Source organism: Ktedonobacterales bacterium, from assembly GCA_036557285.1.
Classification (GTDB): Bacteria; Chloroflexota; Ktedonobacteria; order Ktedonobacterales; family DATBGS01; genus DATBHW01.
The window spans coordinates 55,993-71,263 of sequence record DATBHW010000022.1; the positions used below are offsets into that span (position 1 = coordinate 55,993).

15 protein-coding genes are annotated in these 15,271 nt (G+C 60.5%); 8 read left to right on the forward strand and 7 right to left on the reverse strand.

The genetic code is table 11. The annotated features are described in order from the left end of the window. Positions 1 to 11: 11 nt before the first annotated feature. The gene (gene essC, locus VH599_07745; GenBank protein ID HEY7348201.1) at positions 12 to 4,409 is read right to left on the reverse strand and encodes a type VII secretion protein EssC; all 4,398 of its coding nucleotides are present in this window, start codon (positions 4,407 to 4,409) and stop codon (positions 12 to 14) included. Positions 4,410 to 4,735: 326 nt separating this feature from the next. Here essC and VH599_07750 point away from each other — a divergent pair, with 326 nt between their 5' ends. Beyond that, the gene (locus VH599_07750; GenBank protein ID HEY7348202.1) at positions 4,736 to 6,034 is read left to right on the forward strand and encodes a VWA domain-containing protein; all 1,299 of its coding nucleotides are present in this window, start codon (positions 4,736 to 4,738) and stop codon (positions 6,032 to 6,034) included. Positions 6,035 to 6,055: 21 nt separating this feature from the next. Next, positions 6,056 to 7,333 carry a VWA domain-containing protein gene (locus VH599_07755; protein ID HEY7348203.1) on the forward strand — a complete coding sequence of 426 codons (1,278 nt, stop codon included), beginning with the start codon at positions 6,056 to 6,058 and terminating at the stop codon, positions 7,331 to 7,333. On the opposite strand, the gene VH599_07760 is transcribed toward VH599_07755, so the two are convergent. Further along, the gene (locus VH599_07760) at positions 7,311 to 8,234 is read right to left on the reverse strand and encodes a hypothetical protein (protein ID HEY7348204.1); all 924 of its coding nucleotides are present in this window, start codon (positions 8,232 to 8,234) and stop codon (positions 7,311 to 7,313) included. The two genes, VH599_07755 and VH599_07760, sit on opposite strands and share 23 nt — an antisense overlap. Positions 8,235 to 8,939: 705 nt before the next feature. Here VH599_07760 and VH599_07765 point away from each other — a divergent pair. Then, positions 8,940 to 9,644, forward strand: coding sequence for a hypothetical protein (locus tag VH599_07765; protein HEY7348205.1), 705 nt, complete (start codon positions 8,940 to 8,942; stop codon positions 9,642 to 9,644). A 20-nt stretch (positions 9,645 to 9,664) separates the two neighbouring features. After that, positions 9,665 to 9,862: a hypothetical protein gene (locus tag VH599_07770; protein ID HEY7348206.1), complete on the forward strand. Its 198-nt coding sequence runs from the start codon at positions 9,665 to 9,667 to the stop codon at positions 9,860 to 9,862. Positions 9,863 to 10,103: 241 nt separating this feature from the next. Here the strand turns inward: VH599_07770 and VH599_07775 are convergent, their stop codons facing one another. After that, positions 10,104 to 10,985: an alpha/beta hydrolase gene (locus VH599_07775; protein HEY7348207.1), complete on the reverse strand. Its 882-nt coding sequence runs from the start codon at positions 10,983 to 10,985 to the stop codon at positions 10,104 to 10,106. Between the two features lie 252 nt (positions 10,986 to 11,237). Here VH599_07775 and VH599_07780 point away from each other — a divergent pair, with 252 nt between their 5' ends. Beyond that, positions 11,238 to 11,468, forward strand: a complete 231-nt coding sequence (locus VH599_07780; protein HEY7348208.1) for a hypothetical protein — start codon at positions 11,238 to 11,240, stop codon at positions 11,466 to 11,468. A gap of 113 nt (positions 11,469 to 11,581) precedes the next feature. Further along, positions 11,582 to 12,046: a preQ(1) synthase gene (queF, locus tag VH599_07785; protein HEY7348209.1), complete on the forward strand. Its 465-nt coding sequence runs from the start codon at positions 11,582 to 11,584 to the stop codon at positions 12,044 to 12,046. A 7-nt stretch (positions 12,047 to 12,053) separates the two neighbouring features. Here queF and queD read toward each other — a convergent pair whose 3' ends face one another. From queD to VH599_07805, 4 genes are all read right to left on the reverse strand, one after another. Beyond that, positions 12,054 to 12,416 carry a 6-carboxytetrahydropterin synthase QueD gene (gene queD / locus VH599_07790; GenBank protein ID HEY7348210.1) on the reverse strand — a complete coding sequence of 121 codons (363 nt, stop codon included), beginning with the start codon at positions 12,414 to 12,416 and terminating at the stop codon, positions 12,054 to 12,056. Between the two features lie 12 nt (positions 12,417 to 12,428). After that, positions 12,429 to 13,070, reverse strand: coding sequence for a 7-carboxy-7-deazaguanine synthase (queE, locus tag VH599_07795; protein ID HEY7348211.1), 642 nt, complete (start codon positions 13,068 to 13,070; stop codon positions 12,429 to 12,431). Beyond that, a complete protein-coding gene (queC, locus tag VH599_07800; GenBank protein HEY7348212.1) occupies positions 13,067 to 13,783 on the reverse strand; it encodes a 7-cyano-7-deazaguanine synthase QueC in 717 nt (238 codons plus the stop codon). Before queC ends, queE begins: the two co-directional genes overlap by 4 nt. A gap of 74 nt (positions 13,784 to 13,857) precedes the next feature. Then, positions 13,858 to 14,256: a hypothetical protein gene (locus VH599_07805; protein ID HEY7348213.1), complete on the reverse strand. Its 399-nt coding sequence runs from the start codon at positions 14,254 to 14,256 to the stop codon at positions 13,858 to 13,860. 79 nt (positions 14,257 to 14,335) lie between these two features. Between VH599_07805 and VH599_07810 the strand changes: the two genes are divergently transcribed. Next, complete coding sequence (locus VH599_07810; GenBank protein ID HEY7348214.1) at positions 14,336 to 14,485, forward strand: hypothetical protein; 150 nt, start codon at positions 14,336 to 14,338, stop codon at positions 14,483 to 14,485. Between the two features lie 270 nt (positions 14,486 to 14,755). Further along, positions 14,756 to 15,253, forward strand: coding sequence for a helix-turn-helix transcriptional regulator (locus VH599_07815; GenBank protein HEY7348215.1), 498 nt, complete (start codon positions 14,756 to 14,758; stop codon positions 15,251 to 15,253). Positions 15,254 to 15,271 lie beyond the last annotated feature (18 nt).

Genomic DNA, 15,271 nt, shown 5'->3' on the forward strand with positions numbered 1-15,271 from the left:
TTGTTTCAATCTTACCCTTTGATACTGACACCGCCGCCGCGAATCTGCGCCAGCCAGACCCCCACCGCTTCCGGCTCCAGAAAGGCTGTTTGCATCAGGTTGCGGCTGTTGCGCTGGACGAAGACGCCCCGTCCTGGTGGCAAATCGGCCAGCCGCACGCCCAGAAGGGGGGTCTCCTGGGGGTCGGCGCTCAGCACAATGCCTGATCGAACGGCTTTGGCCTGCTGTGTCAGCGGATCAAAGGACTTGCTAATATCGTTGTTGTTGCCTGCGATAATGACGTGCAGGCCAAGGTCGCGCGCCTGGCGGGCGACATCTTTCAATTCTGTGCCAGGATTTTTGGGCAAAGCGGCCACCAACTCAAAATCATCAATCACGAGGACGATGGGCGTCGGCGATGTCTTCGAGGATGACCCGCTACTCAGCCGCTGGGCGCGCTCGGTCAACTCTTTCTTCAACCCCTCCAGAACCTCATTCAGCTTCACCTCATTCTCCACATATCCCTTCATATGTGGCAGAGATCGCAGCGCGCGCGATGTGCGGCGCAAGTCAACCAGAATGATCTGCGCCTCGGCGGGCGAATAGCGTTGCGCCAGCCCCAGCAGCCAGGTGCGCAGCAGAGCGGTCTTGCCACTGCCCGCGCTCCCGGCAATCAGGAAATGCTGGGCGTCCGGGTTGAGTTCGCCCCACACGGGCCGGAGCGTCAGATCATCCAGGCCAAGGGGAACGCGCAATCCTTCGGTCTTGGGAGTCTGCCCATTCGTTGGCGCCTGGGTAAGCAGGTCGGGCAGCGAAACGTATTCGGGCAACAGTTGAATAGATTCTGCCGTTGTGCCTTTCCATGCCTGGGCCGCCCGCGCCGACAGCGTCTCAAGCTGCTGGCTTTGTTCATCATCACCATCACCCACCACCGGCAGGGCGGTCTGGAATTCTTCCAGGCGACGCCCGCGCCGCAAGCCGCGTCCTGGTGTATTGGGATCGAGCGTGGTAGCATCGCCTTTACCAAGTAAGATGAGCGAATCGTTGGGGTCAGCCAGTCGCAAGCTATAGCGCAGTTCCAGATTTCCGGCCAGATTGTTCGGTACGATGCCAGGGCGATCAACGGCAATGACCAGATGGATGCCGTAACCTCGGCCCTCGCGGGCGATGGCAACCAGATCGGGCATCTCGGTCTCGTGGACGGCGCGGAACTCCGCAAACCTATCAATAACCACGACAATGGCGGGCAGCGGCTTTTGCGGCTGATTGGCCGCGCTGGGGCGATTGTGATATGCCAGGAAGCTGTCAACGCGCTGCTCGCGGAAGAGGACTTTACGCTCTTCGATGATGCCGCGCAGCTTGCGGAAGAGCCGACGGATGCGATCCGAATCAGCGGAATTAAAGACGCCGCCCACATGGGGCAGTTTCTCGAAGACCCGTAACGTCTGCCCACCGAAATCAATCAGATAGAGATTGAGATCGGTGGGCGAATGCGTCATCGCCAGCGCAGTAGTAATGGTGCGCAGCAAGAAACTCTTGCCAACTCCAGCCGAACCGGCAATCAGCGCGTGGCCGCCAAAGCGCAGCAGGTCCAGCATAAAGACATCTTGTTTCTGCTCAGCGGGCAGGTCGAGCAAGCCAATAGGCGCGTTCAGCCAGCCAAACGCCGGGCGCGCCTCCCAGCGCGTCCCATTGAGGGCTGGTTTACCTGCCAGTTGGAACATATCTGGGAGCGTCAGGTCACTAGGCAAAGGGTCCGGCCAGGGACGGAAGAGCGCCGCGCCCAGCGATTCCTTGAATGGCTCCATCTGCGTCATCATCACTTGCAATTCGCTGCGGTCATCAGTGACGACCCCAGCGCCCGCCCGCGCCGACTTACCGGAACCGATATTGTGGATGTGGCCCGCGCGGGTCAGTTCGGCGATTTCAGCCTGCTTTTTGGCGTCGCGCGGAGTGGCTGGCCGGTAGGCTCCGGCCACGCGCGCTACCTGGAACTGGTCGAAAATCTCTGCCCCGACCTGGAAATAGCCGCGCCCAGGCAGGTTATGTGGCAGCAGGGCGGCGTCCGAGCGCCCCAGCATCTCGCGGCTGTCATCAACCGAAGCCACGCGCAGACAAATACGGAACTTTACGTTCGACCAGATATTGGCGCTGACAACGCCCGCGGGGCGTTGGGTCGCCAGGATCAGGTGAACACCCAGACTTCGGCCTTTCTGCACAACACTAATCAGACCGCCCATGAACTCAGGGAGTTCTTTTGCCAGTTCGGCGAACTCGTCAATCACGATCAGCAGGCTCGGCATAGGCGGCAGCGCGTTGGGATCGCGGGCGCGCATCGCCTGGTACTGAGTAATATTGACCGCATTGGCTTCATGCAAAATGTGCTCGCGCCGCTTCAGTTCGCTTTTGAGCGCAACCAGCGCCCGCTCTGCCAGGCGGCCATGCAGGTCGCTGACCATACCGACGGTATGGGGGATATTCTCAAAATCCTTAAAGGCACTGCCGCCCTTGAAGTCAACCAGCACAAAGTTAATCAGGTGCGGATGGTGTGTGACCGCCAGCGCGGCAATCAGCGTCTGCAACAGTTCGCTTTTGCCGGAGCCGGTGGTTCCCGCCACCAACCCATGTGGGCCATGCGCGGTATCGGTCAGATCAAGCAGCAGCGGGCCGCCGCTCTTTTCCCCGATAGGCACTGTCAGGCGGCCAAAGCGTGGCTGCTCGCCCCACCAGGTACGCGGCTCCAGTTGATCCGCCGCTTCCAGGTTGAGCAAATCCAGCAGGCGCACGCTGGTCTTGATGTTGCCTGGGCCTTGTGAGCCGCTCACGCGGATGGGCGCCAGGCTGCGGGCGATGTTTTCGCCGGTGCCGCGATCCACGCGATCAGGCGCAATCTGGTCCTTGACTTCGCCCTCCGCTCCGGCAACGGAATAAATCATCTGCTCGTAAGAGGGGACTTCCAGGATCGCGCCGCAGTCGCCAGGAATATCCTGGCGGCTGTCCACCAGCACAATAGCCGAGAGATTGAGGCCGCGCCCGTGACGCAGCACTTCCGAAAGCCCGACATGATCGCGCACCCGGTTATAATCATCAACCAGCAGGACCAGGTAGGGCAACTGCGACTCAACCTCACCGCCATCTTTCTCTTCTTCTTTGCGGGCCTCGCGCCTGCCGATCTCCTCCGTCACTTCGTTGAGCAGTTCTTCGATCTGGTCCGGGGTAAAGGCCAGCATCTTATTTTGCGCGCCTGGCCTGAAGTGATTGGTGTGTGGCATCCACTTGAGCCATTCCCATTCCCGGCTCTGCTCATAGGGATAGATGCCCAGGATACGCACCTCGTCGGGCGAATGATGCACCGCCAGGTGGCAGACCAGCGCGCGGGCAAAGTCTACTACTGGCCCGCGCGCGCCCGTGACGCCGACTGAGCCAAGCTGCGGCAATGGCAAAGTGATCGGGACATCGGACACGTACTCAAACTCTTTCGCCAGCGCCTCAGCCTCATTCTGAAGCTCGGAGTTATCGCCAGCGTCGGGGGCTTTGACTTTCACCGTGGAGGGCAGCGTTGTTTTGCCCATGCGCAGGTGCAGGAAATCGTCATCGTCTGGCCGCCGCTCCCAAAGATGGATACGCTCATCAACCAGGCTGCGCAGCTTGCGCACGCTGGGGGAGGAGGCCCGCCGCGCCCGGTGTTGTTCGATGCGCTGCGCGTCCAGTTTCGAGCGCAGCTTCGCCAGAAGCTGCCGATAATCTTCTTCCTGCTCGCGCTGCTCTTTGCGAATCCGCCGCCGCTCAACCCAGAAGCTCAGCATTTGCCCGACCGGGTTGAGCAGAGCAAACACGCCCATATACACCAGAAAGATCGGGCTGAAGAAGTTCTGCTGTGGTAAGACTTTAGGGATGACCACAAGGAGCAGAACTGCCAGAATACCAAAGAGAAAGACTGGGAAGATCAAAGCCACAACGTCAAGCCTGCGACTACCAGAGGGCGTCGTGGGAGGCTTAGGAAGCAGCACTTCTTCATCGGGCAAATGAACGCGGATGCGCGGCGGACGGTTGAACGTAATCCCCGCCAGCGGCGCATCGCCGACCGCAACCGCCGCGCCAACCGTACTGGGAAGTGGGGCAGCCGCTGGCGCCGCCACGACACTGCGCACTTTTGTAGAGCGCAGACGCTCGTCGGGGGTGGGTACCACCAGGAGCAGGATGCGCCCCGACGCAATGCCCAGGGAAATCAGCGTTTGATCGTCGGGCAAAATATAACCGTTGTCGCGCAGGATGAGCGCATAAGGGAGCAGCTTGCCTTGCTGGTCTCGCGCGGGAAGGCTCATGGTGGTAATTAGTTGGGGGATCAGTTGTGCGATAGGCGTATCCCCCGGAAGCTGTAAATCACGAGAGATACGCTCGTTGCGATCTCTCACCGTTGCGACGAGCATACGTGTCTGCATAACAGTGATGCGAGTGCCCCAGGGCCGATGAGCAACCTGGCTCCCTCGCTGCCCTCCCTTCACGACATTGATCGTGGCCGCTATTCTACATCTGCCTGCCTATTGTTTCATAAGAGCGGCAGCCCGTCAAGGGTCCATTACCACAGCCTGGCTATGAGGTAGTTCATAGGTAAGTAACGACTCCTGGCGGTATTTTTACCGTTGACAGTACTGTCCGGTGGCATATACTGAAGAGAGCCGATAATGAGCGGCGGTGGTGGAACAGGCAGAAAGCGGTGGGAATGAGGGCGTCCACCCTGAAAGGAGGCCGGATTATGGCAGGCGAGGTACTGCTGCAATGCCAGATAAGCAAACCAGCAATGCCGGTGACGAGCGAGGGGCAGGTGGCGTATATTCTGGCGCTGGTGCGTCCTGCGGAGTCTTTGCAGGCGCTGCGCTTTCCGCTGAACTTTGCGCTGGTGCTTGATCGCTCCTTTTCGATGCGCGGGGCCAACCTTCAGGCCGTAAAAGAAGGCGTTGGCCTGCTGGTTGATGCGCTGGGGCCAAACGATTGTCTTTCAGTGGTGTCGTTCAAGGGCAAAGCGGATGTAATTGTGCCTGCCCAGCCGGTGCAGGATAAAAAAGCCATCAAAGCTGCGGTGGATGGGATGCGCGCCTGGGGCGGCACAAAGATGTCCGAGGGCTTGCGCGGCGGCTTGCAAGAACTCAGCAAATATATGCGCCCGGATGTGGTCAGCCGCCTGGTGGTCTTGACCGATGGCCGTACATCGGGTGACGAGGCCGAATGCCGCGACGTGGCCGACCAGGCGCGCGCCTGGGGGGTCGGCATCTATCCGCTGGGGTTGGGCGCAAACTGGGATGAGATGCTGCTCGATGATCTGGGCCAGCGCAGCGGCGGCATGCCCGCAGAGTTCGTGCAACAACCGGCAGATATGTTACGTATCTTTCAACAGCAGGCCCAATCTGCTGCGGCGATAGCGGTGCGCAACACCATGCTGCATTTGCGCCTGCCTCCAGGGGTGGCCGCGCGTCGCGCGGTGCGTATGCTGCCCATCGTGGATGACCTGGGCGAAGCGGTCTTGCACTCGATGAAGATCGAGGTCTCCCTGGGCGATCTACCGCGTGAAGCCACACAGGGCGTGCTGTTTGAGTTGTTGATCGAGCCACGCACCGCCGGACACTTTCGCATCGCCCAGATTGAACTGACCTATGATATACCCTTGCTGGGCCTGATGAAACAGAGCATGCGCCAGGATATGCTGGTGGCCTTTGTGAACGATCCAGCGCAGGCGGCGGCAGTTGATGAGACGGTCATGGCCTATGCCCAGCGCGCCAATGCGTATCGCCTGGTGAACCGCGCGCTCGATGAATACCGGCGCACCGGACACTCGACGGTGCGCATGGCTCAGAACGCAACAGCCATGCTGGACGACCTGACCCGCGCGCAACTGGAGCAACTGATGGCCGGACAGGTTGCCCCTGAGCAGGCGTCGGCGGTGATGAAGGGCATCAATACGCGCGCCCGGCGTATGACCGAGCGTATGGAAGAAGGCGATCCGCTCGACAGCGGCAAGCGCAAACCCCAACGGCAGGCGAAAAAGCGCGCGCCTTGAAAGAACTGAGGAGACATTACTATGCCATTTGGAGGAGGCGGCCATGCTCGTGAGGGCGAAGCGCATGTTCCGGCGCTGCACCTGCATTGCCAGGTAGGGCGACCTCGCATAGCCGTTTCAGCGGCTGGGCAGCTTACCTATGTCCTGGCTACGGTGCAGGCGACGGATGCCATCCAGGCGGCGCGCTTCCCCTTGAACTTCTGCTTTGTCCTCGATACTTCTGGCTCGATGAGCGGAAAGAAAATAGAAGCGGTGCGCACAGCGGTCAGCATCCTGATCGATCAGATGCTGCCGGATGACATCGTTTCGGTGGTTTCGTTTTCGGGCAATGGCAAGGTGATTGTCCCCGCGCAGCCGACCAGCAATAAGCTGGCGATCCAAACGCTGGTCGCGGGCCTGCGCACAGGCGGTGGCACACAGATGGCGCGGGGCATGGCGCTTGGCCTGGAGGAACTGAAGAAGCGCCATAGCCCGCATGTCGTCACGCGCATGGTGCTGCTGACGGACGGGCGCACTTCCAACCGGAACAAATGCCTGGAACTGGCCGACAGCGCCCGTATTCTGGCGATCCCCATTCATCCGATGGGCGTGGGATCAGAGTGGAACGAGAAGCTGCTCGACGAAGTGGGCGCGCGCAGCCGAGGGCAACCGGCGGAGTTTATCCGCGAGCCTGCCGATGCGCTGACGATGTTTCAGCAGCAGTTTCAGAGCGCGGCGGCGGTGGCGGTGCGCAACGCGACGCTGACACTGGACTTGCCCGCTGGGGTGACGCCGCGCCGCGTCATCAAAACGCTGCCGTTGATTAGCGATCTGGGCCAGTCGGGCCTTTCTGATCGGCGGGCGCTGGTCCCCCTGGGAGATATTGAGCGCGGCGCGCCGCAGGCCGTGTTGATCGAATTGATGGCGCTGGCACAGCGGCCAGGCAGTTTCCGGCTGGCGCGCGCGGAAGTAGCGTATGATGTGCCGAATCTGGGCTTCTTTAACGAAACCGTAGCAGCGGATGTACTCGTCGAGTACGTCGCCGATGCGGCGCAGGCGCAGGCGGTGAACGCGGAGGTGATGAATATGGCGGAGAAAGCCAGCGCCCATCGGCTGGTGACGCGCGCATTGGATGAATATCGTGAGACAGGAAAAGTGACGACGCGCCTGGCCCCCAATGTGCTGGCGAATCTGGACCCCGAAACCCAGGCGGCGCTCAGCCAGTTGGCGCAGGGCCAGGCCAGCGGCGGCGCGGCGGAAACCATAGTCAAGGAGATCAGCCAGAAAACCCGGCGACTCACCCAGCGGCTGGATCGCTAATACCTCCTCTGCGCCTTGATCTCCTCCTCCAAACCACCCAGAAGACAGCGACCAGCACCGCGATACTCAGCGCGCCGAACGCCACAAGAGCGATCAGGATGGGAGTCCAGCACCAGGAGGGCGGCGCGAGCGTTTCGACTGCTATGACATTTGGGAGCGCACGCAGTTGGTATCGCCATTGGGCCGACGTGACCTGCTTATTGGTTTGGACGATGAGCGTGCTGCTCTGAGCGAAACGATCCGCCTGCCCCATTGGATGCCAGGGTAGAGAGAATCGTTGCAATTGGCTTTGCTCATAACAGGGATCAGCAAGCTGAGGGCCGATGTCGCTGACATCGAATAACGCCTGGTCATAGGTCGTTTGGGGAGAGGCAAAGCTGATCTGCGCAAAGGTTCCTGCTTCGCCGGAGTTCAGCGGGGCGGTCCCTTGAGATGGACAGGTATAGACCGCATCGGCAGGGACGGAAGTCGGCGGGGTGTAGCCCGCAATGGTAGGGAAGCCTTCTACCACCGTCTCTACCCCGGCAGTCTGCTGGAGCCGCACAAACCAATCATCAGGCGCCATCAGATAGGCAGGCGCTATGAGCAGCCGGTGTTCTTTAGCAAAGGCGTCTTGTTGCCCCATTGGCTGCCAGATTGCGCAGTCAAAAGCCGGTTGCAGCCCCAGATCAGTAACCAGGCGAAGCGCTTGCTCATACGTCACCGAGGGGGTGAAGCGGGCAAAGAAGGGGTGCATATAGGGTATGGACGCCGCTGCCGCGGTGGCGCTCTGACTCGTGCCGAGCGTGAGCAGCCCGCATAAGAGCAGCAGCAAGATCGCTTTCCAGCCGGGTTTGCTGAGCGGAGAAAAAGAGCGAATTACAAAGCTGCGCATTGAGAAGTGGTGATGCAGGTTTGACATAGTACACCCCTTCAGGCGAATAGCAGACTGATAACGCTTCCTCTAAGCGTAAGATCGTGGTGCTCCTTGCATCTTTTTAGACGACTTTTCTTCAGGCAAAGTTGCTATACTCTCAAATCCTGTTGCATGCTTGCGGCTTCCACTTGTAGCGCCGCCATCCTGGCGGCCACCGCTGCGCCAGGGCGAGCGTGCGCCCTCCAGGCCAGCGGACCAGCAGGCCAGCGTTGAGCCGCCTGGAAGGGACGCGCGAGCGACCAACGGGAGCGAGGACCTCTCGCTCGACGAGGCATAGCAGCGGCCCGCGACCGAGCGCAGCGAGGGAGAATGCGGGAACTGGGCTGCGCGAGCGACCAACGGGAGCGAGAGTGCCGAGGCCCAGCCGAGGCAAGCAGCCCAGGCCGCAGGCCCAGTTCCCGCAAGGGCCGCTCCCCGCAGGGGGAGGCAAGCGGCCCTTCCCGAAGGGGGGCGGCGCTACAAGTGAACACTGCTGCGCCGTCAGCGTCTTATCAGGCGTTTTTATGTGGAAACGCCATTGTAGAAACTCCGTTTTTGCCCCCCAAAAAAAGAATGATATGGCGAGCGCGAGCATAGGCAGCAAGCGACTCTAACGGCTAGCCGCCTGGTTTGACAGAGCAGGATACAGGTGATAAAATTAGAACAAGATTTCTAGTACTGTCGGGCATACCGGGCAGGAGGAAGCAGAACATGGCGAGTCAGGAACAAATCAAAGACTTCAACCCAAATGACCATCTTTTACGGATACAGGGCAAAGACTATCTGCCGGTGCGCTGGCGGCTGGTCTGGTTTCATCAGGCGACAGACTCGCGCGCGGGATATGTCACCGTCGAACTGGATCATGATCGTCAGAATGGCTTTGCCAAGTTCTTCACGATTGCCTGGGACGGCAAAGACGAGACCTGGCGGCATGTGAACATTCGCGGCGTGGAGTTGGATGTCTGCGGGCGTGTCGCTACCGGCGAAGGGTCCGAGACGCGGGCGGACTTCAATGACTACTACGAGAAAGCGGCCACGAAGGCGCTTGGTCGTGCGCTCGCTGGTCTGTCCTTTGGAACACAATTTGCGCCCGAACTGGACGAGAAGCAGCGCATCGTAGATAGCCCTGTGGAGCGCCCGACTCGCGGGCCATCCTCTGGCCCTGGCCGCGCCGGAACAGGCGAGACGGCGCGTACTCCTGCGAAGGCCACAGCAGCGCCAGAAGCCTCTATGGGTGAACAGGCAGAGGCCGATGGGGAACCGCCCGCCAATGAGCAGCAGCTTATCAGCATTCGCAAGCTCTGCGCGGCGCTTGGCCGCGAAGAACCCGCTCCCAATGTCCTGACCTTTACGGGCGCGGGCGCGCTGATCCGCCAACTGAGCCGCGAGTATAACAACGCGCGGCGCGCCAGCTAGTTGCTAGATCGGGGAAGAGTATGCCAGGGACAACCGCTTCTCATCCTGAACTGAAGTGCGCTGAACGGCGCGTGCAGCAGTTATGGTACGATCTGGCGCAGGCCGAGCAGCGCGGCCAACCCGATCACGCGCTGGAACGCCTGGGCCGCCTCTATATGCGCGCCCTGGAAGACTATATCCGGCTTTCCAGACACCTTGAGCAACCCCTGGCATCCTAGCTGCGCACAAACCTGCGCGCAAAGAAAATTATATCGGCCCCGCTCCCCTCTGGTCAGGGGAGCGGGGCCGATGCGTTTAGACGGCAGCTATAACCTTTATTACAGCTTTTAGGGGTTATATCACATCCGCATGAAGCGGAGCGTTGTACCTGTAGCGCCGCCTTCCAGGCGGCTAGACGACAAGCCGCCTGGAAGGCGGCGCTACAAGTCGAAGCCGCAAGCATGCAACAGGATTGTGATATTAGAGGCCCGCGATGAAATCGCCGATGAGGCGCGCAACGGCATCGGGCGCTTCTTCCAGAACAAGATGCCCGGTGTCGGGCAGCAGCGACAGGCGCGATCCGGGAATATCGCGGTGCAGGCGCTCAGCATAGGCGGGGGATAGCGCCTCGTCTTTTTCGCCCCAGATGATGAGAACAGGCTTGTTCACCCATTTCATATCGGAGGCCACAGACATACTGTAGTTTGGAAGCTGCTTGCGAATGTGCTGGAAGAGGTTTTCTTTGCCAACCTCGCTGGTCCAGGGCGCGAGGTAATGCTCCAGAATATCAGAGGTGATTGCCTTGGGATTGGCCGCGCCCCTGGGAAAGGTGGCCTTGAAGTCTGCGAGCAGTTGCTCGCTGGTGGTACGGCGTGGAGCGTCGTACTCCTGGCGCTGGCTCATATCCGGCAGCGGCCAGTTATCGGCGAAAGCCTGGGCATAGCAGGTAGTGCTAATCAACACGATGGCCTTGATACGCTCGGCTGCCATGCGGGTCGCCAGCACCTGGGCCACGCCTCCGCCAACATCATAGCCGACCAGCACGATATTGGAGAGGCCGAGCGTGCGCAGGCAAGGGGCCAGGACATCCGCCTGCCCCCAGATGGAGACATCGGCAGGCCAGGGATGGTCTGATTTGCCGTAGCTGAGCATGTCGAAGGTGTAGACGGCGCGCCTGGCAGCGAGTACTGGCGCAATGCGCCGCCAGGAGAACGAATCGCCGGGCAGCCCATGCAGAAGGAGGACCGCGCTATCTGTGCCGTGTTCCTGCCCCTGGAGCGTGTAGCTCAGGGTATAGTGGATAGAACGTACCTTGCGGTGATGTGTGTGGGGGGTGATCGTGCTGGAAGATGCTGTCTGCATCGGCACTTGCTCCTCGCGCGGATTGCCGCGCTGTGTTGTAATCGGCGCCTCCTGCGGAGGCTGTTCGAGAGCCTGGGAGGCTCTTGCTATCGTCGCGCGCCTGCATGCAGAGCATCACCGGCGCGGTGTTGGCGCAAGTCTCTCCTGATTGGCCGCTCATCACAGGCGCTGCCAACCAACACCTAGTATAGCGCATCTGGCCTGAGAGCGGCAAGCGGTTCCCGCCAGACACGAGGTGTTGCCAGGCGAAGCGTGTTACTTGTAGCGCCGCCATCCTGGCGGCCAACGCTGCGCCAGGGCGAGCGTTCGCCCCCCAGGCCACCGGACCAACAGGCCAGCGTTGAGCCGCCTGGAAGGGACGCGCGAGCGACCAACGGGAGCGAGAATGCCGAGGCCCAGGCGAGGCAAGCGGCCCTTCCCGAAGGGGGGCGGCGCTACAAGTGGCGTCCCCCCGATAGGTGGTGGAACCGCGACAGCGTATAACCGGCAAAGGAGCCTCGCGCCTCATTTGCCTGGAGGGGCTGAGCCAAGATACAATACCCTGTGCGCTTATGTATCCCAACGAACGCTTTGATGAGGCGAAATGGAGTCAGGCTATGCCCAAGAAGACGACAAAAGCGACAAAACGCGATAAAACGAATGAGGAGCTAACCAAAGATTTGACCCTGCTGGGGCGCGAGGTGCGCCAGCCAGTGCGCAAACTGGAGACGTTTCCTAACCAGCACCCTGGCCGACCCTATACGGTCACGCTGGTCTGCCCGGAGTTTACCTGTGTCTGCCCCATGACGGGGCAGCCGGACTTTGCGACGATCACCATCCGCTACATCCCCGATCAGCGCATCGTGGAGTCTAAATCGCTCAAGTTGTACCTGTGGTCCTATCGGGAAGAAGGCGTCTTTCACGAGCAGGTGACGAATCAGATTCTCGATGATCTGGTGAAGGCGTTGCAGCCGGTCTCCTGCCATGTGACCGGCGCGTTTAGTGTGCGCGGCGGCATTTCGATCACCGTTGACGCGACGTATGCGCAGACGCCAGAGGCCGCGCAGCAAGCCCAGGGATGAAGAACGGTCAGTCGTCCTCTCCCTGGTAGATGCAGCCGGAGGTGCAGGTTTCGTGGACGACGACCCGGCATAGCCCTGGTAATGCGGGATGCAGCCGCTGCCAGACCCAGCGGGCCAGATGCTCACTTGTCGGGTTGGCGAGGCCCTCGATCTCGTTGAGGTAGTTGTGGTCCAACTGGTCGTAAAGCGGCTGGAAGGCGCGCTTGATGTCGGCAAAGTCCATTATCCAGCCTGTTGCCGGGTCCACCGCCCCGCGCACGTGCAGTTCTATGCGAAAAGAATGCCCATGCAGCCGCGCGCACTTGTGGTCTGCCGGAACGTGCGGCAGGCGGTGCGCGGCCTCAAAGGTAAACTCCTTGAAAATCTCCATGCGCGCCCCCTCTCAGGGTATGCCCAGCAGCTTATGGGTCTGTAAACTCAGCCGCCATTGAGGATGCTCCAGACAATAGCGCAGCGTTAACTGCGTATTTTCCTGGCGGTGGGGGCCGTCCATCGGTTGCAGGAAGAAATGCTGGAAATCCAGATGCTCGAATCGCTCTGGCTCCGCGCCCTTTTGAGGGAAGACCAGCTTGAGTTCTTGCCCGGCGCGCAGAACGAGCGGCGCGCCTGCCTTGGGACTCATACAGATCCAATCAATGCCAGGCGGCGGAAGCTGTGTGCCATTGGTTTCGATAGCAATCTCAAAGCCCAGATCATGTAGAGCTATGACGAGCGGCTCGTCAAGCTGGAGCAGCGGTTCACCGCCGGTGCAGACGACAAATCGCCGGGCCTGTGGCGCGGCGTTCGCGGGCCACTTTGCCGCGACGGCTTCAGCCAGGGGGCGCGCCGAGGCAAACTTGCCGCCCCCAGGGCCATTGGTGTTCACGAAGTCGGTATCGCAGAACGTGCAGATGGCGCTGGCGCGATCTGCCTCGCGGCCCGACCAGAGGTTACATCCGGCGAAACGGCAAAAGACCGCCGGACGCCCGACATTGGCGCCTTCGCCTTGCAGGGTATAGAAGATTTCTTTAACTGCGTAGCTCATGCTGGCGCCTGTTTCTCTAGCTGATAGGGAACGGGGTCTTGCCCGCCGCTCTCGGCAAACCCCTTGAGCCGCAGCAGGCAGGCATCACAGCGCCCGCAAGCCTCTCCGGTGGGCGCGGGATCATAGCAGGAAAGGGTGATTGAGTAGTCAACCCCTAGCTCAAGCCCGCGCTGGATGATCTGAGCCTTGGTGAGTTCGATCAGCGGGGTGTGGATGGTCAGCCGCTGGCGGCCCTCGACTCCTGCTTTGGTTGCCAGGTTTGCCATCTGCTCGTAGGCGGCGATGTATTCTGGTCGGCAATCGGGATAGCCGCTGTAATCCAGGGCGTTGACCCCGATGAAGATGTCGTTCACTGCCAACACCTCGGCCCAGGCCAGCGCAAACGAGAGAAAGATGGTGTTGCGCGCGGGTACATAGGTGATGGGGATGCCCTGGCCCATCTCGGCCAGGGCGCGCCCCTTGGGGACGGCCAGGTCGCTGGTGAGGGCGGAGCCGCCGAAGAGCCGCAGGTCAATTTCGACGATGACATGCTCTCTCACGCCCAGGCGCGCGGCAACGCGGCGCGCGGCCTCAATCTCCAGTTCGTGGCGCTGCCCATAGCGGAAGGTGAGCGCGTAGGGTGCGAAGCCCTTTTGTTTGGCAACGGCAAGCGTGGTGGTGGAGTCAAGCCCCCCACTCAGCAACACGATTGCTTTTGGCTGAGCGTCACTCATGCTATTCCTCGATATTCCTGCTATTCCTGCTATTCCCGTCTTTTCCGCCTAACCATTGTATTATATCTTGCTGGTTATAGGGTGTGGTTCTGGCGCGCTTCATCAGGCTCTTGCTCGGCGGCAGGCTCTTCAGGGTCGGCTGCCATCGGCAGCCCGGTTACTGGCCTGCCAATAGCAAGCTGCTGCGCCTGATCGCGCTCGCTGCGCTGCCATTCTTCCATCAACGCGGCAGCCATCAGGATGATTTTTTGGAAATGGCGCTGTTGTTCTGGCAAGAGGAATGGCGGAAGCGGTGTCGAGCGGATGTGATGGATGACGTGCGCCAGCGCCCAGGCGGTGGCGCTGTGTTCGCTCCATTCCTGCTCGATGGCGCTGTTCCACGCCTTCTTGCCATCCAGGGCAGGCGTTTGGTTCCCATCCAGGGCCGACGCTGCCAGAGCAGGCGGGTCCATTTCAGTATGATCAGATTCCATAGGCGTTACCAGATCAGGAAGATATGCAGGTCGAGTCCCCTCATTATAGGACTGGCGGGCAAAATCAGTCAAGGCGTCTATGAAGCAAGGTTCCACCAATGATCGGGGGTTGCCGCTGGTAGCGCCGCCGTCTCGGCGGCTCAACGCTGGCCTGTTGGTCCGGTGGCCTGGGGGGCGAACGCTCGCCCTGGCGCAGCGTTGGCCGCCAGGATGGCGGCGCTACAAGTAACACGCTTCGCTTGCCGACATCTCATGTCTGGTGGAACCATGAAGGAAGTGAGCAACTGAAAAACGATAAAAGAGATATAATGATGGAAGGGTGTTTCGTGGGTCTAAATAGCTACAGAAAGCGTCTCCAAAAAGGTCTTCAGGTTGTTGTATCTCGGTCCTATCTCTGCTACACTGCGAGGCACATACTCGCTGTGCATTTTCCCCATGCCCACCTGCTCTGCCGGTGGCAGGCATCTTCTTCATGCCAGGCTAGAGGAGTATCCAAAGGATGTATTCTCATGTTGGGCCATCTGGTCATTCAATAAGTTCTGATCATTCGTATAGTCAAAGGATCGGCGCTCCGGCTGATCTGGGCGCTGGTGGAGGAAGTAGTTCGGGGCGGCGCTCCGAATCTACGCGCAATCCGCTGGGCCACCTGATTGAACACCGCTTTGCGGAGGCTACCTCCTCCTGCCGCTCTTATTCTGAGTTGGAGCGGCGCTCAGGCGTTTCGCGCGAGGCGCTCAGTCGCTATATTACGTCTCGCTCTGACCGCCGCCGTTCACCAACCGTTGAGACGCTGGCGGCCATTGCGACGGCTCTGAATATGAATATCGAGATTCTGTGCCGGGCGGCGGCTATGCGTGGGCCAGCGCGCCTGGATATGGAAGCGATAGGGAACAGCCGCAGTGAGCAAACCGCGCCACTGCTGGGGCAGCTTACTGAGGAGCAGTTTCACGCGCTCCTGGCCTTTTTGCGTCAGATGCTTGAGGCGCCAGGGCGCTGAAGCTCTGCGCGCCGTTGG